Source organism: Bacillus sp. EE-W1, assembly GCF_009760835.1.
In the GTDB taxonomy this organism is placed as follows: domain Bacteria; phylum Bacillota; class Bacilli; order Bacillales; family Bacillaceae_G; genus Bacillus_A; species Bacillus_A wiedmannii.
In genome coordinates this window covers 1-20,642 of the sequence record NZ_WIPE01000117.1, presented here as the reverse complement: position 1 = coordinate 20,642, position 20,642 = coordinate 1, and the positions used below count along the sequence as shown (strand labels likewise).

Genomic DNA, 20,642 nt, shown 5'->3' with positions numbered 1-20,642 from the left:
TTGAAGTTTTGTGGAACATGTAAAAAGAACGTTGCAGACCATTTGAACTTTTGTCCTGAGTGTGGGAGTAAAGTAGAAGTAATCGTCGATAACACTGCCGCTTCATATACAGAAGTACAAAGCGAGACACAACCAGTGAAAAGTAAGAAAAATTTATTTTTAATTATTGGTTTCGCCATTATTATTATTTTATTATTTGGGGCATATAAATTTGGAGCATATAAGTTTTCAAAAGAAAAGCAAATAACTGTAATGATTGAAGCATTCCAAAAGAAAGATATTAATGCAATTGATGAGTTTGTGAAAGCAAATGATTCAAGCTTAAAGATTAAGACAGAGGATATTAAAGCGTACATGCGTTACTTAAAAGAGAACCCTTCTTACAATAAACAATTATTGTCTTATTTACAGAAAGAGACAGTAGATCAAAAGTTAACAAAGGATAAAAATTCGTTTAAAGATGGGGAAATTGTAGCAGAGGGAAAAGAGTGGTTCTTATATCCAAAGTATAAGTTTAGCATAAAATCTTATTATATGAGTGTTAGTACAACTGCAAAGAATGCAGAAATATATGTGAATGATAAAAAAGAAACAGCACTTTCTAGTGATAAAACTTCGAAAGAGTTAGGGCCATACTTCCCAGGTACGTATGTTGTCAAGGCAACAGCGAAGACAGAACTTACTGAATTAGAAACAGAGAAAGAAGTAGATTTAGCAGATGAACAGAGCGAGAAAGTGAATGTAGATTTATCGCTTGAAGGAAAGTATGTAAGCATTTCTTCTGATGAAAATGATGCAACCGTATTTGTAAATGGTAAAAAACGTGGGAAATTAAGTTATGGTAATTATAAACTGGGTCCTGTATCCACAGATGAAACAGTAGAAGTACATTTAGAGAAAACTACTGATTTTGGTGTAATAAAATCTGAAAGTGTTAAAATTGGAGACCAAAGTACGTATTACTTAAAATTCCCGAAAGAAACATCAATCTCAGCAGTTGGTGATTTTGTACGAAATCACATTTATAATAACGTACGTGCGATTTCATTAAATGATTTTAGTCTAATTGAAAATAATTATGATAAGAGCGGGAAATCGTATAAGGAAGACCGTGATTATATACAATATCTACACAAAAAGGGAATTACTGAAGATTTATTAACAATGGAAATTCGTAATGTAGAGCATCAAAGTGATACGAAATATAAAGTAACGACATATGAAGAGTACCATATTCGTTATGGTGATGGATCTGTGAAGTTCAAAAGCTTTAATAATGAACATATCGTTACTGTTAATGGAAATGGAAAGATATTGTACCATTCTCTTGGAGCGAATAATACGCTTAAGTCAGAGGAAGTATCTGGTCCGAACCGTTAATAAAAAGACTATCTCATATAATTGAGATAGTCTTTTTGCGATTAGAAGCGCGTTTCCTTTAATATCGCTTGCACATATGGATCATGTAATATTTGTTCTATAATTGGTAACATGTTTTGTTCGAATGGAATATCGATAGGAAATGGCTTTTGTGAGCCGGGTTTGATTCCATATTGGACAATTTTGTAGTGTGTATTTTCTTCAAATCTGAGCACAATTAATTTATATCGATTGTCATCGCCAGCGAGTGAAAAGTCGATGGAAGTAGCGTCGTATGTTACTTCATCTTTATATATATACGGTTTTGGTGTACCGATCCAGTCTATTTTTGCTTGTACATTCATGAACATAACCTCCTTATAGTTATTATAAAAAAATAAAAGCCAGCTCTCAACAAAGAGAACCGGCTTTAGCAGTCATTGGTTATTTTAAAATTTTCACTTTAACAGTTTTGCGTCCCCATTTTTGAGCAGCGCTATCTGATCCAAGTAGGATGTCGATACGGTTACCTTTAATTGCACCGCCAGTATCTCCAGCGATAGCTTCTCCGTAACCTTCTACCCATACTTTAGATCCTAATGGGATTACTTTCGGGTCAACAGCGATCATTTTCATGTTTGGGTTCGCTGTTAAGTCATGACCCATTGCAGTTAATACACGGCCACCGTATGTGCCACCGTTTTCGCTCGGATGAGCTGTATATGCTGTAGCTACAACTGTTAACTCACGACCACCAGAAGGTGTGCTAGTTTCAGCAGCTTTCACAGCAGGCTTAGCAGCTGGTTTTGCTTGTGCTGCAGGTGTTTGTGCTTTAGCTGGTGCTACCGTTTTAGCAGGAGCAGGTTGTTCTTGTTTCTCGATAACAGGCGCTGTGCCTGTTAAGAAAGGAACGTGAACATAAGCTGTTTTCCCGTTATATTCAAATTGTAACCACTCATTTTGTACTTGGTTCGTTGTTTCGATCATATCGTCTTTCTTCAACGTTCCAAGAATTTCTGAGTTTGTGTTCGCTTCAGCACGTACGTTTAATACGTTAGCTGTTACGTAGTAGATGCTTTTTGTGAACTCTGCACTTACGAATGCGTCTTTACCATCTAAAGTGATTTTTGACCATCCGTTCTCTGTATTTTGAACATCTATTTTATTACCGTTTAGTAATTTACCGACAACTTTTGATTCAGTAGTAGGGTTTTCGCGTACATTTAGTACGTCTGTTGTTACAACAGTTTCTGCATTAGCAGATGATGTGAAAATCCCAAGACCAAAAACTGCTGCTGTTGCTATTCCAATTAATTTTTTCATGATAGCCTCCATTGCGTTTGTTTTCGTGTCCTCATTATAGCAACAGATTTTTTCGGATTTCGGGAAAACACACAATTACAAACCATTCGTAATCAGTCGTTAACATCCTGTAATATAACAAAAGATATAGGAAAGCGTTTTTCATTCTATGTGATTAGTAGGTTTCTACTTATATTCAAAATATTTAATACAACATATATTTTTCGGCGTAAATAAAAATATTACAGGAGTGTTACATAATATTTACTAAACGATTACATTCCTTGAGTATTTTGCCGTTTTATGGGTAATATAGTTATATAAACATAAACATTTCGTTTGTGAAACTATAAACACGTGCTATATACTAGCAAAAAAACCGCATAATTGTTACAAAAAGAAAGGGTTGCAAGGAAGAAAAATGCCCTTTTTTACATCTGTAACACATCCTTTTTTGGGAAAATACATTCCCATCCGCATTTTTCTCACACAATTTGACAGCAGTATTTCGATCTTGTAGCTCTTGCAGAGTGAAAAGGTTATACGGAAGGTAAGGCTGTCCATAAGAATTCGAATTGGTGAAGGTGAAAGTAAGAAAATCACCGTAAAATTATAGTTTTCTATCCGATTTTACATATCGGAATTTATGTTATTTACAAAAGTGAAACCTACGAAGGGGGATTTGATGAGGAAACTGACAAAAACATTCATCGTATCATTAACATTATGTATTGCATTTACAATTTGGGGGATTATTCCCGAATCTATTATTGGAAAAGGTAGCCTAGGAAATGTAACGACTGCGATTCAAACGGTATTGGTTAGTAAGTTTGGATGGTTCTATATTATTTCTGTTTCTATTATTTTAGGTGTGTCTATCTTTTTAATTGTTTCGAAATACGGTTCTATTCGTTTAGGTAAAGATGATGATGAACCTGATTATAGTTATATGACATGGTTTGCTATGCTATTTAGCGCTGGTATGGGTATCGGTTTAGTTTTCTGGGGCGTTGCTGAACCATTAAACCATTTGTACGCACCTCCGTTTGGAGAAGGTGCAACTGAGGAAAGTGCGCGTCTTGCATTACGTTTTTCATTTTTCCATTGGGGATTACATCCGTGGGGACTATATGCATTTGTAGCGCTGTGTATTGCTTACTTTACTTTTAGAAAAGGAAAAGCAAGTACAATTAGTGCGACAGTAGGTCCGTTATTCAAAGACGGGGAACATGGACGTATTGCTCATTCATTTGATGTGTTAGCTGTTTTCGCAACTGTGTTTGGTGTCGCAACATCATTAGGTCTTGGTGCGAAACAAATTGCTGGTGGTGTTAGTTATTTAACATCTATCCCGAATTCATTGCCGACACAGTTAGTTATTATTGCAATCGTAACCGTGTTATTTATGTTATCTGCGCAAACAGGTCTTGATAAAGGAATTAAATATTTAAGTAATGCGAATATTATTTTGGCGTTTGCACTTATGATTATTGTATTATTTGCAGGTCCAACAAACTTTATTATGAATTACTTCACTTCAACAATCGGTTCTTATATTCAGGAATTGCCAAGCATGAGCTTCCGTTTAAGTCCATTAGATGAAGGCGGAAATCAATGGATTCAGTCATGGACAATTTTCTATTGGGCATGGTGGATTGCATGGTCACCATTCGTAGGTACGTTTATTGCCCGTGTTTCACGAGGACGTACGATTCGTGAGTTTGTTATCGGTGTGTTACTCGTACCGACTGTAATCGGTGCGCTTTGGTTCTCTGTTTTCGGCGGGACTGGTATTCATATGGAGCTGTTTGGTGATGCTCATATCTTTGAAAAAATTAAAGAGATGGGAACAGAAGTAGGGTTATTCGCTATGTTTGATCAGATGGGAAGCTTTGGATCAGCTTTATCGGTATTAGGTATTCTGCTTATTGCAACATTCTTTATTACATCTGCAGACTCTGCGACATTCGTTTTAGGGATGTTAACGACACATGGTAGTTTAAATCCACCAAACCGCATTAAAATGGTTTGGGGTATCGTTTTAGCATCGATAGCTTCTACCTTATTATATGTTGGTGGATTAGAAGCACTGCAAACGGCAGCTATTATTGCGGCATTCCCATTCGTCTTCGTTATTTTCTTCATGATGGCAGCATTATTTAAAGAGTTACAAAAAGAGGGGCGTATGAAGCGTCATTAATAATAGAAGGAAAAAGGGCTGATTATGTATCAGCTCTTTTTTATATAGAAGGAATTTTAACTGCAAGTAAGGGAAATAAAATACTTTACTATATAAGTAGTATGCCTTTTAGACGAAGATAAATCGATACATTTCGACAATGTTCGATATCTTGCGGCTTCTATTTGTATTTTTGACAAAAAATTGTCGGAAATGTGTTGTCACGTTTATGTATATGTGCTATATTATTTCCTGTAAGCGATTTCAAATAGTTTTAAAGCGCATTCAAGGGGGACATCTAGAATAATGAAACGTTACGAAAGAAAGTGGAAGCATATTTGTTTGAAACGTGTGGCACATCGTAGTGTCCAAGAAAGCACGGAACCTAAGACTGAAACGCGCAAAGAACAGCAAGAGAAGCAATTGGTTCTACAAAAATAGCAATCACTTTTTCGTATATAAATGAAGGTCAATCGTTCGTTGGGGGATGGACGTGAAATTACTTTCAGCTAAGGGGTATTGTCTGATATATATAATTTATACGGCAATAAATCAGCACAGAGCATACGGCGCTCTGTGCTGATTTTTATTTTGTAAATAAAAATCAGTGAGAGAACTCCCACTGATTAAAGTTTTACTTTTCTTTTTTGAATCGAACTGTTTTATCCCAGCCAATGACTTGTTTCTTGCTCTTTGCACGTAAGTATAAAATTAAGCTGCGAATGAATAAGTACGTAAAGAGCTGTGCGTACGTAAAGTACATGATAACACTAATAAAAATATTAGTTGGTGTAAAGGTTCGCTCCACACTCTGGGCACTAAATAATTGAGAAACATATGTAATATATGCGACATACCACATAAATAGTAGCGGAATGCTATATTGAATTTGGAATATCCCGAGTAACCCAATTACAAACCAAACGTTCGAAATGATTAAGAATAGCCAAAATACAACATACACTAAAACTTGTTGTAAGGAATGGACGAGAAGTTTTCCTTTAAAGAAACTTAAGGAAGAAAACATTTTTTCTAAAATGTACAAGTTCCCTTGGAGCCAACGTGTACGCTGCTTAATAAGGATTTTTAAATGCTCAGGTTCTTGTTCCCATGTAATTGATTCTGGAACGATCGGTAAGAGATAGCCTTTTTGTGTAATTCGTAATGTTAATTCAGCGTCTTCTGCAATTGCATACGGGTCATAGCCGCCAAGTTCTTCTAATGCAGAGCGACGAAGAAGCATATTTGTTCCTGTTAGTGAACCTGTTTGGAATAGTAACCAGCGTCCTGATTGCATAAGGAGCTGGAAGATTTGAAATTCTAATGAAATCATTCGTGTTAGCCAGTTTCTGTTTTCATTTACAGTACGAACGTGACCAACAGCTCCAACAGCATCCTCGGTTGTTTCAGCGTGTTCTACAAGCATTCGCAGTGCATGTGGTTCAGGCTGGTTATCTGCATCATAAACACAGAAGTATTCACCATCTGAAATACTAAGACCATAGTTTAATACACGCGATTTCCCTTTTGGTTCACCCGCCGGAACACGAATGTGACGAATATGAGCATAAGCTTTGTCAAAATCGTCACCAATTTCAGGTGTCTCATCTTGAGAGTTATCGTTTAATAAATAAACAGTTAGTTTACCTGGATATTCAATCTTTGCCATCGCCTCTAAAGTGTCTTTAATAACGACCCCTTCATTGTGGGCTGGTATTAAAATGTCGACGCTTGGATAATGTTCTAGCGTACGATCTTTTCGTTTACTATTTCGGTGAACTAAACCTGCGAGTGTTAAGAAAGAATAGTAAACAAGTAAGGCAGAGAATAGAAAGGCTGTAAAGATAAGTATATACTTAATCGAAAATGTGATACTAATCCAAAAAACGAGTACGCAAAACAGAAGGAATAAAAGCAGTATAACGAGTGTCATCATAATAACGTCTTTCCTTTGTTCCCAATTTGCTCGCGTGAAATTTGTATATCTTGGATCGCTTCAGCAGCAAGCCATTTTTCCATTTTGGGCTGTAGACGGTTCATTACAATGTCGGCACCAGCTTCATTTGTATTTTGTAATAAAATGACTAATGTGTTGTTATCATATTCAGCAGCAAGGTCAAAGTCAGCTCTTACCGTTTCAACTAATAATGAAGCTACACGATCCATAACACTTTCCTTCGTATATTTACTAAAGGAAGTGAAGTCGAAGGAAATAATAACACCTGTTTCATTGCGACGATTCATTGCAGTGATTAATAATGCTTGTCTTCTTTCGAACTCTTGTCTCGTTAATAATTTTGATTCTCCAATGTAATGTTCTAACGTTCTCACACGGTCGGTTAATTCTTTATTTTCATGAATAACCTTCTTTAATAAATGAGTTGATATATATACAATGAAGAAGTTTGCTGCCATTAGGAAGTGTGTAATAATGTATTCCCATTGTTCTGATGTACTCCATAAGTAAAGCCATGCTTGGTAGAATAGGTAGAACACCGAAATAATGGTTCCTAATATGAAGAAAACAAATGCAGTTTTATCAGCCAAAAATAGAAATAGTACATTAACAATTACATATATAATTGTAAAAATGAGAGCATGCTCATATTGTGTTACATGTACAGTTGTAAAATAAAATAAAATTTGTAAAATCCACATAGAGAGGACTTTATAGAAGTTATCTTTCACAAAACTTTCCTCCTTAAAGATAATTCATGCAAGGATATTTGTAGTATGGGCAATTATTAAGAAATAGACCAGATGACTAGATTCTTTTGGAGAGAGCAACAACAAGTAGTATCCCTCTTTTGCAAGAAAAAATAAACAGACTTACTAATTATTGTATCATAATGTTTTTATATTTCGACATAAAGTATTTAATATATACCGAAAAAATAAGGAGCATAATAAAAAGCCCCCTCTTTAGAAAGAGGGGGCTTTGATTTATTTTATAGGAACATCATACCTGCAACTGCCGCATTTAAGAAGTTAGCTAGTGTACCAGCGATAACTGCTTTAATCCCTAATTGTGCAATTTGTTTACGGCGAGTAGGAGCTAGCGTTCCTGTTACACCTAATTGAATTGCGATAGAAGAGAAGTTTGCGAATCCACAGATTGCGAATGTTAAAATTAGATTTGTTTTGTCAGAGAACTCAGCCATGTGTGGTCCTAAGTTTGCGTATGCAACGAATTCGTTGATTGCAAGTTTTTGACCGATAAAGCTTGCTGCTTGTATCGCTTCACCAGGAGAAACCCCGATTAAGATTGCAAATGGTGATAGTAAGTAACCGAAGATTAAATCAAGGCTAAGTTTAATATCGAACCAAGAACCAATCCATCCTAATAAACCGTTTAATAAAGCGATTAATGCGATGAAAGCCATTAACATTGCTGCTACGTTAATAACAAGTTGCATACCTTCAGATGCACCACGTGCCGCTGCATCAATAACGTTTGCATCTTCACGTTCTGTAGAAAGCTCAACGTTATTATCTACTTTTTCTGTTTCTGGCATAATTAGTTTCGCAATTAATAAACTTGATGGAGCTGCCATAATTGCTGCTGCTAATAAGTGTTCTAACGGAATACCCATTGCTGCATAGCCGACAAGAACTGATCCGGCAACAGCTGTCATACCGCTTACCATAATAGTGAAGAATTCACTATTTGTTAAACGTGCTAAGTAAGGTTTGATTAAGATTGGAGCTTCAGTTTGTCCTAAAAATACAGTTGTTACTGAGTTTAAACTTTCTGCTTTAGAAGTTCCAAGAAGTTTGCTTAATGCGCCACCAACGACACTAACAAATCTTTGCATAATACCGAAATGATATAAGATTGCTACTAATGAACTAATAAATACGATTGGAAGTAGTGCTTGAATAAAGAATACAAATCCCCAAGGGCCTTTTGCGTTGACTAAATCCCCAGCAACGAACTTAATTCCCTCGTAAGAAAAATTAATTAATCCTTGAACGCCATCTGCAGCGTATTTTAAACCTGCTTTTCCGGCATCCCATCGTAATACGATAAATGAAAATGACATTTGTAATGCTAGCGCGATTAAAATCGTGCGCCAATTAATAGCTTTGCGGTTGGAAGATAGTAAGAAAGCGATTGCTAATACTCCAATCACGCCGCCAATTCCCCATAAAAGATTCATGCAGTGTATGCTCCTTCCTCATAGTAAAAAAAGTGTATAAACCAGTTGTCTATACGTTTACGAATATAACATCTTAAGTAACTTATCATAATGGACATCGGAGGTCAAACGTCTAACGAAAAGTTTAAATAAAAAGAAAATTCTTTAAAAAAACACATATAAAATAAATACACATGAAATAGGTTATGTTTTTTATGTAAATATATACATTATGATAACGTTATGGATTGTTTTTGTAGAATATGGTGTATGAAATAGGGAAATAGATACATTATTTGTTCGTGGATATAGGTGAAACATATTAAAAAGAGCCTTCTAGTAATCTAGAAGGCTCAAAAAATATAACTTAAGGTGCTTTTGTGTATCCTAAGAAATGGCTCTTCCAATAAGAGTTACTTAATGAAGCGATTGCTACACCTTTATCTCCGGCTTGGATAAATGATCCGCCCCCAAGGTAAATACCCATGTGGGAAGGACCCGATTTATAAGTGTTTTGGAAATAAATTAAGTCGCCTGGTTGTGGATTTGAAGTTTGTGGTAGGCTACCCCAATATCCCGCAACACTTTGTCGGCTAATGTTATGACCAAATTTCTTAAATACGTGGTAGATGTAACCACTGCAGTCAACACCAGTAGCAGAAGTTCCGCCCCAAACGTATGGTACGCCTTGCATTCCTTTTGCATATGCAAGTATGGAAGAACTGTTGCCGCTATTATTACCTGTATTATTGTTGTTATTGTTTTGATTGTTATTTTGGTTGTTGTTAGGCTTATTATCTACTGCGCCTCCAACTGGTGTTTTAGAAAGGTAACGTGTTCCGATATAACCAGTTTGGCCGTTGTAGTTAATTTTACTCCATCCAGAGTTTTCAGAGATTACTTGAACCTTCTGTCCTTGTGGAAGTGCGCCTATGATTCTATAATTTGTACCTTCGCCGCTACGTACGTTTAATGCAGAAGCATTAATGTAGTAGTCACCAATTGCACCTTGTTCAGGTTGTTTTGGTTGCTCAGGAGTAGTAGTGCCACCTTTAACGAATTTCATAAATTCGCTACTAACGTAGCCTGTTTTTCCTTGGTAGTTAACTTTAAACCAGCTACCTTCAGAGCCAATTACGTTTAATGTCGTACCATTTAATACGCCACCAATTATGCTATGGTAAGTAGCAGGGCCTGTGCGAACGCGTAGAGATGTTGCGTTAACAACATAAGTACCACCAGTTTGAACAGTTACATTATTGTTTTGATTATTATTTTGGTTGTTTCCTTGTGTAGCGTTATCGCTAGAACCGCCTTTTGTTACGTAGTCTTTGCTTACGTAAGCTGTTTGGCCTGCATAATTGATTTTGAACCAATCTTGCACTTCGCCAACAACTTGTACTACTTGTCCTTTTGTAACAGAACCTACAGTTGTGTGAGAAGTGCTAGGACCTGTACGAACACGAAGGGAAGATACATTTACTGTATAGTTTCCGCTTGCTGGTTTTACAGATTCTTGGTTGTTATTATTCGTATTGTTGTTTGAAGAACCTGCGTTAGAAGAAACACCAGATACGAATTCGCCACTTACATAGCCAACTTGTCCATTATGGTTGATTTTCACCCAACCATTTTCTTGACCGATTACGTTTAAAGCTTGTCCTTCATATACACGTCCTGAAACAGAACTAGAAGTGTTAGGAGCTGTACGAACACGTAATACATCAGCAGTAACTTTATTATTTCCACCTGTATTACTTACATTAGAATTGCTTGCTCCATTTTTTGATACAAATTCGCCGCTAACAAAACCGGTTTGTCCATTAATGTTAATTTTGAACCAACCATTTTCTTGGCCAATCACGTTTAAGGATTGACCGTTATAAACGCGTGAGATGATGTCGTGAGAAGTACTTGATCCTGCACGAACATGTAATACGCTAGCGTTTACCGTATAAGATGAGCTGTTTGATGCAGAAGCTTGGACAGTTGTAGCAGCTTTTTGTGTATTTTGTTCTGGGGCAGCTTGAACACTATCAAGTGTAGGTGCTGCTCCTCCTGCTACAGACACTGCCGCAAGACCGGCAAGGTATTTTTTCATAATTTGTCGATTCCTTTCTGTCTGTAATGTAGTGAAGAAATATTTACCAACTGTTAAAAATTCTAAAGAGCATGTCGATTACTGTCAAGACTTATGCGGGAATCTGAATATGACAAAAAGATTACAAAAAAAATCAAGGCATAAATCTATACCTTGATTTCCATTTAAATACATATATTGAATGTAGAAAGAATAGAAATTATTCGTGTTTAAGAAGATGACATATTGGATTGTAACAAACTTTGAGAAAAGGATCTTTGTAGCATTTTAGTGATAGGGCCAACTTGACCATCTTGGATTGCGGTTCCATCAAGATGAGTCATCGGCAAAATTTCAATCGTCGTTCCTGTAAAGAAACATTCATCGGCTTGATAAACATCACGAACGCTGAAAAGTTCTTCTTGTACAGGAATGCGAAGGGTTTTCGCTAAAGAAAGGACATATTGACGAATAATGCCATTTAAAATAAGGTGATTGGCTGGGTGTGTGTAAAGCGTTCCGTTTTTGATTAGAAAGAAGTTAGAACAGCTTCCCTCAGTTACAGTACCATTTCGTACGAAAAGTGCCTCTTTACAACCTTTGCGCTCAGCTTTCGTAGCAGCTAATACATTGGGTAATAAATTTAATGATTTGATATCACAGCGTAGCCAGCGCGTATCTGGTTCTGATATAGCGCGTACACCATATTCAATCCATAATGCTGGTCTTTCTTTCTTTGTAATATAGGCATAGATTGTCGGAGGGACGTCATATGAGAATGTATGGGTACGAGCTTGTACACCACGAGATACTTGTAAATAAATAGTGCCATCTTCGTGGAAGTTATTATTTTCAATTAGTTTATAAAGTAGGGTAATAAGTTCTGCTTTTGAGAAAGGGAGTGTTAATTCTATTTCTTCCATGGAGCGATATAATCTTGTGATATGCGGATCTAATAAGTGAAAGTTCCCTTTATATAGGCGAATAACTTCGTAGACACCATCTCCAAACTGCAAGCCTCTTTCTTCAAGTTCTATGTACGCGCGATGTTTTGTTGTATCAATAACTGCATCATTCCATAGTACAAATTTTTCGTATGCCAATTTCTGTCCCATCCTTTCGTAAGTGCATAAGTAAAGTGAAGCTTTCATTCATTTGGAATAAAAACCACTATAGTAATTTTTATGTGAGTACTTCTTTACATATGACGTATATGTATTTGTAAATGGTAGAGAAGTAGTAGTGATTTACAGCATTTTGTATATACAAATTCGAAAATGAGAAATAAGAATCCTGCTTTTGAATAAAAAAAAGCAACATTCTTATGGAATGCTGCACAAGGAGGGTAGCTATCTTTCATAGGGACATCGTCTTATTGAATGTTTTGTGTATGGAAACAAAACATATTGAAAGACAATTATAAGAAAGTAGAAATAAAACGATTCACATATTTCTTTGAGGGATCTTATTACAGATGAGAGATAAGAAATATATAGAACCTCGTTTACATATTTTATTATAGAGATGTTTCATTAACTCTATGTGAATATTTGGTAAAGGTTATGTAATGTTAAAGTTAATGAATATAAGTGATTGTATGGAGAAATATAAAAAAAAGAGGCTGAGATTACTCAGCGCTCTTCTTTTCTTCTTTAATAGCTGTCTTTACTTCACCAGTTTTGGTCTTGTTGCTTTCAGAGAAGCGAAGTAAGTCACCTTCAATGATTTTGTCAGACATGTTCAATTCATTTTGGGCACGATCAATGAGTGGTTGAGATTCTTCTTTTGGTAATTGTACAACTTCGCCAGTAGTACGGTCGTAGAATGTACTGTTCGTGTACATGTACTTATCTGTAACGAAGCTACCGTCACGAAGAACAACGAATCCTTTATTTTCTGGTGAGAATACATCATGACCGAATTGAACTTGATTCGTAGAATCTACACCAAGTAAGTTTAGAATTGTTGGTTTAATATCAATTTCACCAGTTGGTTTTGAAATTGTTTTACCTTCTTTTTGACCTGGAACGTGAATAAACATCGGCGTTTTTTGTAAGTTCATATGGTCAAATGCAGTGATTTCTTCTTTTCCTAAGAACTGTGCCATTGCACGGTTATGGTTTTCAGAAATACCGTAGTGATCACCGTAGAATACGATAACTGAGTTGTCGTAAATACCTTCTGCTTTTAGACGCTCAATAAAGTGTTTCATTGCTTCATCTAAATAGCGAGCAGTTACCATGTAACGGTCAAATACGCCATCACCAGAATTATATTCATCGATTAATTTCGTGCTGTCATCATAAGTGAATGGGTAATGGTTTGTTAAAGTAAGGAAGCGAGTATAGAACGGTTGCTTCACTTCTTTTAACATATCGATAGATTGATCGAAGTATTCGATATCTTTTAATCCCCAATTTAATTTCGTTTCTGGCGTAATCTTGTAGTCAAGCTCGTTGTAGTAACGATCATAACCAAGTGCCGGATACATAATGTTACGGTTCCAGAATGTTGCGTTGTTCGCGTGGAATACCGATGTGTGATATCCTTGCTCACGTAAAATTTCTGGTGTTGCTGTATATTCGTTATTACCGTGTGTGAAGAATACAGCACCACGGTCTAGTGGATACATGGAAGTATCTACTAAGAATTCAGCATCAGATGTTTTTCCTTGCCCAGTTTGATGGAAGAAGTTATCAAAGTAATAACTTTCTTTCGTAAATTGGTTTAAGAATGGTGTAACTTCTTGTCCGTTAACTGTTGCACCAATTAAGAATGTTTGTAATGACTCAAGAGAGACAACAATTACGTTTTTCCCTTTTGCAGTACCAAACATATTTGGATCTGGTTTGCTTTGCGTTGTTTTTACGTAGTTCTCTGTTTCCTGTAATTTACTACCGTCAGCAAAAGCTTTTTGTGAACTTGATTTTGCTTGTAAGCCAAGATCATACACTTGGTGTACATATAAACCTAAGTTTTTAACAAGCATAACGCGGTCGAATGAACGTGTTAATAATTCTGGACGTTCAGCTTCTGCAAGTCCTAAGTTTGCGAAGAAAATAGCAACTGTTGACACGAAGTATAGGGAACGCATTGGGCGTGCTACACGTTCTGTCGGTGCAAAATTCTTCATCTTCTTCAATAAAATGAAGAAGACAATAATATCAGCAAATGCAAGGATAATTTTGTAGTTAAACAATTCTTTCACACTAGAACCTAAACTTCCAAAGTTAGATGTTTGTCCTAGTACTGGTAAAGTAACGAAGTCATTGTAGAATCCGTAGAACATTACGTTACCAACAAGAACGATTGTTAAAACAAAATTAATTCCAAGTGCTATATAGTTACGTTTTTTCCCTTTTGCAAATAATGCAAGACCAACAAGCAGTAATGATGCTGCTAATGGGCTAAGGAATAAAATGAATTCTTGCATGAAAGATTCAAGTTTTAAATCAAAGCTTGTGCGTGTAATAAGGTACGTCTTCAGCCATAAAGCTAAAGCTACGAATACAGTGAAACGCACATTTTGAAATTGTGATTTCAAGGTTTCTTTCATTCATTTCCACCCTTTCTCTATCAGGCTTGGTCGATTTTGGAGCGAAAAATGCTAAAATAAAAAATACATAGTTTTCTTGGCCATAATTAGAGGTTCTATATTCACCCATATACGACTATAACTATGCATACCCTTTTGGTTTCTTGTGCTGCTCATAAGCATAACGTCATTTCTGTATTATACAACAAAATTCATTTCTGAGAAACACTATAACATTTTACATTTTTTGTATGAGATTTGTCACTACCAGAGAAAACTTTAACATTCGTTTATATGTCCGTCAACTAGAAAATATAACAAAGGTAGAGCAGAATGTTCAGTGAAAGTGAAAATTTTCTTGTTGAGAAATAAGAAATGACAATGGGTGAGTGGTTATCTAGAAACCTATTATATGAAGGGAAGTATGTAAAAATTAACGAACACTTGTTCTTTTTTAGTTTGTTTGTTACAATGAAAGTTCATTGATAGATTATGTGTAATTTTGATGAACTTTTACTGATAACATATTGTAGCTTATTTCTTTAAAAAAATAGGGAGGCTTTTACATGGAACAAAAATTTTCAGTTGAAGCGTTTTGGAAGAAAGCAAAACATGTTGCAAAGCAAGCAGGGCAGTCGGTCATTTATGCAAGTTTATTATTGTTTTACGTTTTGCAAAGACCTGATGTTCCAAAGCGAGTGAAAATTATTGTGATTGGAGCACTTGCTTATTTTATTGCACCAATTGATGCCATCCCAGATTTCATTGCTGGAGTTGGTTATACAGATGATTTAGGGGCGTTAATGGCTGCTCTATTACAAGCGTCGTTATACGTCAATGAAGAGGTGAAAGATAAGGCACGAGTGAAGTTGGCAGAATGGTTTGGTTCGGATATAGACACATCCTTTATCGATCAGAAATTAGATCAATAGGTGAGAACTGTCATATGGTGACAGGGCGAACGTAAGCGAGGAAGTGCATTATGCCATCAGGAAGAACGCATACGAAAATAAACTTAATATCCCTTCCGGTTGTTTTGTTTATGCTCTTTTCGTATGGATTAACAAACTTGGATTTTTTATTAACTTTTGCAATTGGCTTTTTAGTAGGTACTTCATTTTTAACGCCGGATTTAGATACATATAGTAATGCGTATAATAAATGGGGGTTCCTACGTATATTTTGGTATCCGTATAAGAAGGTCATGCCGCATCGATCCTTCTTTACACATACAATTATACTTGGTGATGTGATTCGTATTGCATACATGTTAATTGTGTTTTCTCCGTTTTTATTCCTATTAAATGTAATCGCGCTTGATGGGAATTTAATAGAAATTGCGAAGGAACATGAGGTTGAAATTGTAACGTTCGTAATGGGAATTATTGTAGCAAGTACGCTTCACATTATAGCGGATAAAGTGAATACGCGCCGCAAAAAAATGATGAGAAAAAAGAAGAAACGCAGAAGATAAAAAAACCGTCCCAAAAGGTATTTTGGGACGGTTTTTTCTTATTAAAAGATTGTCGTATCGCCGATAAAATTTCATTTATTATGATGCGTACTGTTTTAATCAAACGTTTGTTTAAACTTAAGCTTTCAGCACTTTAATACCTTTTACGATGTTCCAAATGAAGTAGTATAAGCTAATAATGCCACAAATACATAAGACAATCATTGCTCCAATGCCAAGTGTTACGTCTGGTTGATTCGATCCGATACCCATAATTCCTAGAATAATAAATCCAATAAATAACGCGATGCTTGGAATGATGTGTGTCCATAGAGCACGTTTTGCGTGCGGTTTCGTTTCAGAATCGCCCACAATCCACACAATGATAGGGAATAAGATAGGGGCAAATAATACACTAAAGTATGATAAAGCTGCTAATATTTTGTTTCCGTTCATATATATCACCTCATAAATAATATTCGTTTTTATACCTTTATTATGCAGGAAATGTAGCGAGCTTCCTATCGATGAACATTACAAGAACGTGACGTTTTTGTAAGATTCCCATGATAAATAATAAAATTTTCAAAAAAATCTTTTTTAGTGGAAATTGTTGTGATAAAATTAATGAAAACGTTTTCTTTGGCGTTTTTTTATTTTAGGCTTAAAGGTATGATGACCTGATAGTCTATTGATGAGGTTATTCTATTTAAAAGGGGATTCTTTAGGGGGAGAGAACAATGAACACATGGACACAAGTTTATGATCCGTTCGGAAACATTTGGATTTCGGCAGCGGTCGCACTTATTCCGATTATCTTTTTTTTCTTAGCTTTAGCAGTTTTCCGCATGAAGGGGTATGTGGCAGGATTAATTACAGTCGTACTTACAATTTTAGTTGCGTTATTCGCTTATAAGATGCCGTTCACGATGGCGATGGCAGCGACGGGATATGGTTTCTTATACGGACTATGGCCAATTGCTTGGATTATCATTATGTCGGTATTTTTATATAAAATATCTGTGAAAACAGGTCAATTCGATGTGATTCGCGCATCTGTATTATCCATTACGAATGACCATCGTTTACTCGTTATTTTAATCGGTTTTTCATTTGGAGCATTTTTGGAAGGGGCAGCAGGATTTGGTGCACCAGTAGCGATTACCGCAGCGCTTCTTGCAGGTCTTGGGTTAAATCCTTTATATGCAGCGGGTCTGTGTTTAATCGCAAATACGGCACCAGTAGCGTTCGGAGCGATGGGAATTCCGATTACAGTTGCTGGACAAGTAACAGGTATTGATCCGCATAAAATTGGACAAATGGCTGGGCATCAATTACCGTTCTTATCATTATTTGTTCCGTTCTTTATCGTATTTTTAATGGATGGATTTAAAGGAGTAAGACAAACATGGCCGGCTCTATTTGTAGCAGGTAGCTCCTTTGCAATTACGCAGTTCATTACAGCGACGTTCTTAGGGCCAGAACTTCCGGATATTACGTCAGCACTTGTAAGTTTAGTGAGTTTATCTCTATTCTTAAAAGTTTGGCAGCCGAAAGAAATCTATCAGTCTAAAGAAGCAAATAGTGAAGTAGCGGCAACGGCGATATCTATGCCGAAACTAACGGTAGGAAAAGTAGTAAAAGCATGGTCTCCATTCATTATTTTAACTGTGATGGTAGTCATTTGGAGCCAAAGTTTCTTTAAAGCGTTATTTGCTCCAGGCGGTGCTTTGGAAAGCCTTGTGTTTAAGTTTGAAGTTCCAGGCTTACACAATTTAGTAATGAAAGCAGAGCCAATTGTAAATAAACCGACGCCTTATGAAGCAATCTTGAAATTAGATATTTTATCAGCGACGGGAACAGCAATTTTAATTGCTTGTATCATTTCTATCTTTATTTTGAAAATGAGTGCAAAAGATGCAGTAGTAACATTTAAAGAAACGTTAAATGAGCTTAAGATGCCAATTCTATCTATCGGATTCGTATTAGGATTCGCGTTTATCGCAAACTATTCTGGTCTATCTTCTACATTAGCATTAGCACTTGCAGGAACTGGCGGACTATTCCCGTTCTTCTCACCATTCCTAGGCTGGATCGGTGTATTTTTAACAGGATCCGATACGTCAGCGAATGCACTGTTCTCGAATTTACAAGCGATTACAGCGCAGCAAGTCGGTGTATCTGAAGTACTTCTCGTTGCAGCAAATACAACGGGCGGTGTAACAGGAAAAATGATTTCTCCGCAATCGATTGCGATTGCTTGTGCGGCAGTTGGACTTGCTGGAAAAGAATCAGATTTATTCCGCTTTACAGTGAAGCATAGTTTATTCTTCGTAATTATTGTTGGTATTATGACGTATGTACAGGCATATTATTTAACGTGGATGATTCCATAAACAACAAAAGAAATAAACTTTGCATTTTTCAGATTATCGTGTATGATGGGAAAGTATTGAAAATTAAATCAGTGATAAACTAGGGGTGCCTAACGTATGCGTAGGCTGAGAGAGAAGCGTGTGAACTTCTTAACCCTTTGGACCTGATCTGGCTCGTACCAGCGTAGGGAAGTTAACGGCTTTACATAATGATGTCTTTATGAGCCAGGTCCTTATTTTTTTATGGACCTGGCTCTTTTTATTTTGGCATACGCTGGCCATATCTCGTCCTTGTCACGTACAGGGGGGCAACAAAGGTTATGAAACAGTCTGTTTCAGCTGAGCAAATTGAATTGAAATCGAGTTTACCAGGAAGTAAGAAAGTGTATGTGGATGGACCACGCGCGGGTATGAAAGTGCCGATGCGCGAGATTGAACAAAGCGAAACGAACGGTATTCCGAATTCGCCAATTCGTGTATATGATACGAGCGGTCCTTATACAGATCCTGCTTATAAAGTGGAACTGGAAAAGGGGCTGCAGGCGCCGCGCCACTCTTGGATCCTGGAGCGCGGAGATGTAGAAGCATACGAAGGGCGCGAAGTAAAACCAGAGGATGACGGTGTGAAAGTGGCTTTGAAACATACGCCTGTTTTCCCGCAAATGGATCGTCAGCCGCTTAGAGCAAAGCATGGTGCAAATGTTACGCAAATGCATTATGCACGTAAGGGTATCATTACGTCTGAGATGGAATATGTTGCGATTCGTGAAGGAGTAGAGCCTGAGTTTGTTCGTAAGGAAATCGCGGAAGGTCGTGCCATTTTACCAGCGAATATTAACCATCCGGAAGCAGAACCGATGATTATCGGCCGTAACTTTCACGTGAAGGTCAATGCAAATATCGGAAACTCTGCTGTATCTTCTTCTATTGCAGAAGAAGTAGAGAAGATGACGTGGGCAACGCGTTGGGGTGCGGATACGATTATGGATTTATCTACAGGTAAAAATATTCATACGACGCGTGAGTGGATTATTCGTAACGCGCCTGTACCAGTTGGAACTGTACCGATTTATCAAGCGCTGGAAAAAGTAAATGGAATTGCAGAAGATTTAACGTGGGAAGTGTATCGTGATACGTTAATTGAGCAGGCGGAGCAAGGTGTGGATTACTTTACGATTCACGCGGGCGTATTACTTCGTTACATTCCGATTACTGCAAAGCGTACGACAGGTATCGTTTCGCGTGGTGGTTCAATTATGGCACAGTGGTGTTTATTCCATCATAAAGAAAACTTCTTATACACTCATTTTGAAGAGATATGTGAAATTATGAAGCAGTACGACGTTTCGTTCTCTCTTGGAGATGGATTACGTCCAGGTTCGATTGCAGATGCAAATGACGAAGCACAGTTTTCTGAGCTTGAAACACTTGGTGAATTAACGAAGATTGCTTGGAAACATGATGTGCAAGTGATGATTGAAGGACCTGGGCATGTACCGATGCATTTAATTAAAGAGAATATGGAGAAAGAGCTTGATATTTGTCAGGGCGCGCCGTTCTATACACTTGGGCCGTTAACGACAGATATTGCACCAGGTTATGACCATATTACATCGGCAATTGGAGCGGCGATGATTGGCTGGTTTGGCACGGCGATGCTTTGTTATGTAACACCGAAAGAACATTTAGGTTTACCGAACAAAGATGATGTTCGCACGGGGGTTATTACGTACAAAATTGCTGCACATGCAGCTGATCTTGCGAAAGGGCACAAAACGGCTCATCAGCGTGATGATGCACTTTCAAAAGCTCGCTTTGAATTCCGTTGGCGCGATCAATTTAATTTATCTTTAGACCCTGAACGTGCGATGGAATATCACGATGAAACATTGCCAGCAGAAGGCGCGAAAACGGCTCATTTCTGTTCAATGTGTGGACCGAAGTTTTGTAGTATGAGAATTTCACATGATATTCGTGAATATGCGAAAGACAATGATTTAGAAACGACAGAAGCAATTGAAAAAGGGATGAAAGAGAAAGCGAAAGAATTTAAAGACACTGGTAGTCATTTATACCAATAACACGTTACACCTCTTTACTTGATTGATCACACTGTAGTACCTAACTTAAATATAGAAGAAGCCCCCTTTGCTAAGACGGTAGCAAAGGGGGCTTCTATTGTTTATCCCACTTTAATGGGCAGTAAGACCCCCACCTCAA

The 20,642-nt window shown here is 36.9% G+C and carries 15 protein-coding genes and 1 riboswitch; of the genes, 6 read left to right on the top strand and 9 right to left on the bottom strand.

The window, feature by feature from the left end:
* Positions 1–1,380 (top strand): zinc ribbon domain-containing protein, encoded by a 1,380-nt coding sequence (locus tag GFJ36_RS26735; RefSeq protein ID WP_098088736.1) that lies wholly within the window; start codon positions 1–3, stop codon positions 1,378–1,380.
* A 41-nt stretch (positions 1,381–1,421) separates the two neighbouring features.
* Here GFJ36_RS26735 and GFJ36_RS26730 read toward each other — a convergent pair whose 3' ends face one another.
* Positions 1,422–1,724 (bottom strand): DUF3910 family protein, encoded by a 303-nt coding sequence (locus tag GFJ36_RS26730; protein WP_097889548.1) that lies wholly within the window; start codon positions 1,722–1,724, stop codon positions 1,422–1,424.
* Between the two features lie 79 nt (positions 1,725–1,803).
* Positions 1,804–2,682 (bottom strand): cell wall-binding protein EntA, encoded by an 879-nt coding sequence (locus GFJ36_RS26725; protein ID WP_097889549.1) that lies wholly within the window; start codon positions 2,680–2,682, stop codon positions 1,804–1,806.
* Positions 2,683–3,346: 664 nt separating this feature from the next.
* Here GFJ36_RS26725 and opuD point away from each other — a divergent pair.
* Entirely contained in the window at positions 3,347–4,861 is a 1,515-nt protein-coding gene (opuD, locus tag GFJ36_RS26720; protein WP_141540953.1) for a glycine betaine transporter OpuD, read from the top strand.
* Between the two features lie 613 nt (positions 4,862–5,474).
* Here the strand turns inward: opuD and GFJ36_RS26715 are convergent.
* The 6 genes from GFJ36_RS26715 to GFJ36_RS26690 form a co-directional block, all read right to left on the bottom strand.
* The gene (locus GFJ36_RS26715; protein WP_000988744.1) at positions 5,475–6,776 is read right to left on the bottom strand and encodes a glycosyltransferase family 2 protein; all 1,302 of its coding nucleotides are present in this window, start codon (positions 6,774–6,776) and stop codon (positions 5,475–5,477) included.
* Positions 6,773–7,528, bottom strand: a complete 756-nt coding sequence (locus GFJ36_RS26710) for a PleD family two-component system response regulator (RefSeq protein WP_097889551.1) — start codon at positions 7,526–7,528, stop codon at positions 6,773–6,775. Before GFJ36_RS26710 ends, GFJ36_RS26715 begins: the two co-directional genes overlap by 4 nt.
* A 260-nt stretch (positions 7,529–7,788) precedes the next feature.
* A complete protein-coding gene (locus GFJ36_RS26705) occupies positions 7,789–9,000 on the bottom strand; it encodes a NupC/NupG family nucleoside CNT transporter (protein ID WP_098649109.1) in 1,212 nt (403 codons plus the stop codon).
* Positions 9,001–9,346: 346 nt separating this feature from the next.
* A complete protein-coding gene (locus GFJ36_RS26700; protein WP_098088739.1) occupies positions 9,347–11,080 on the bottom strand; it encodes a C40 family peptidase in 1,734 nt (577 codons plus the stop codon).
* A gap of 209 nt (positions 11,081–11,289) precedes the next feature.
* Entirely contained in the window at positions 11,290–12,174 is an 885-nt protein-coding gene (locus GFJ36_RS26695) for a D-amino-acid transaminase (protein WP_157349796.1), read from the bottom strand.
* Positions 12,175–12,686: 512 nt separating this feature from the next.
* Complete coding sequence (locus GFJ36_RS26690) at positions 12,687–14,615, bottom strand: LTA synthase family protein (RefSeq protein WP_000665355.1); 1,929 nt, start codon at positions 14,613–14,615, stop codon at positions 12,687–12,689.
* Between the two features lie 545 nt (positions 14,616–15,160).
* Between GFJ36_RS26690 and GFJ36_RS26685 the strand changes: the two genes are divergently transcribed.
* Both GFJ36_RS26685 and GFJ36_RS26680 read left to right on the top strand, forming a co-directional pair.
* Entirely contained in the window at positions 15,161–15,526 is a 366-nt protein-coding gene (locus tag GFJ36_RS26685) for a YkvA family protein (protein ID WP_000435500.1), read from the top strand.
* A 50-nt stretch (positions 15,527–15,576) separates the two neighbouring features.
* On the top strand, positions 15,577–16,068 hold the full coding sequence (locus tag GFJ36_RS26680; RefSeq protein WP_088608286.1) for a metal-binding protein: 492 nt from the start codon (positions 15,577–15,579) through the stop codon (positions 16,066–16,068).
* Positions 16,069–16,185: 117 nt separating this feature from the next.
* On the opposite strand, the gene GFJ36_RS26675 is transcribed toward GFJ36_RS26680, so the two are convergent.
* Positions 16,186–16,503 carry a magnetosome magnetite crystal formation protein family gene (locus GFJ36_RS26675; RefSeq protein WP_098649110.1) on the bottom strand — a complete coding sequence of 106 codons (318 nt, stop codon included), beginning with the start codon at positions 16,501–16,503 and terminating at the stop codon, positions 16,186–16,188.
* Between the two features lie 284 nt (positions 16,504–16,787).
* On the opposite strand from GFJ36_RS26675, the gene lldP reads away from it, so the two are divergent.
* Positions 16,788–18,443, top strand: coding sequence for an L-lactate permease (gene lldP, locus GFJ36_RS26670; RefSeq protein ID WP_001099351.1), 1,656 nt, complete (start codon positions 16,788–16,790; stop codon positions 18,441–18,443).
* A gap of 71 nt (positions 18,444–18,514) precedes the next feature.
* A riboswitch (TPP riboswitch) is annotated at positions 18,515–18,630 on the top strand.
* A gap of 112 nt (positions 18,631–18,742) precedes the next feature.
* Positions 18,743–20,503, top strand: a complete 1,761-nt coding sequence (gene thiC, locus GFJ36_RS26665; protein WP_098649111.1) for a phosphomethylpyrimidine synthase ThiC — start codon at positions 18,743–18,745, stop codon at positions 20,501–20,503.
* The last annotated feature ends 139 nt before the right edge of the window (positions 20,504–20,642 follow it).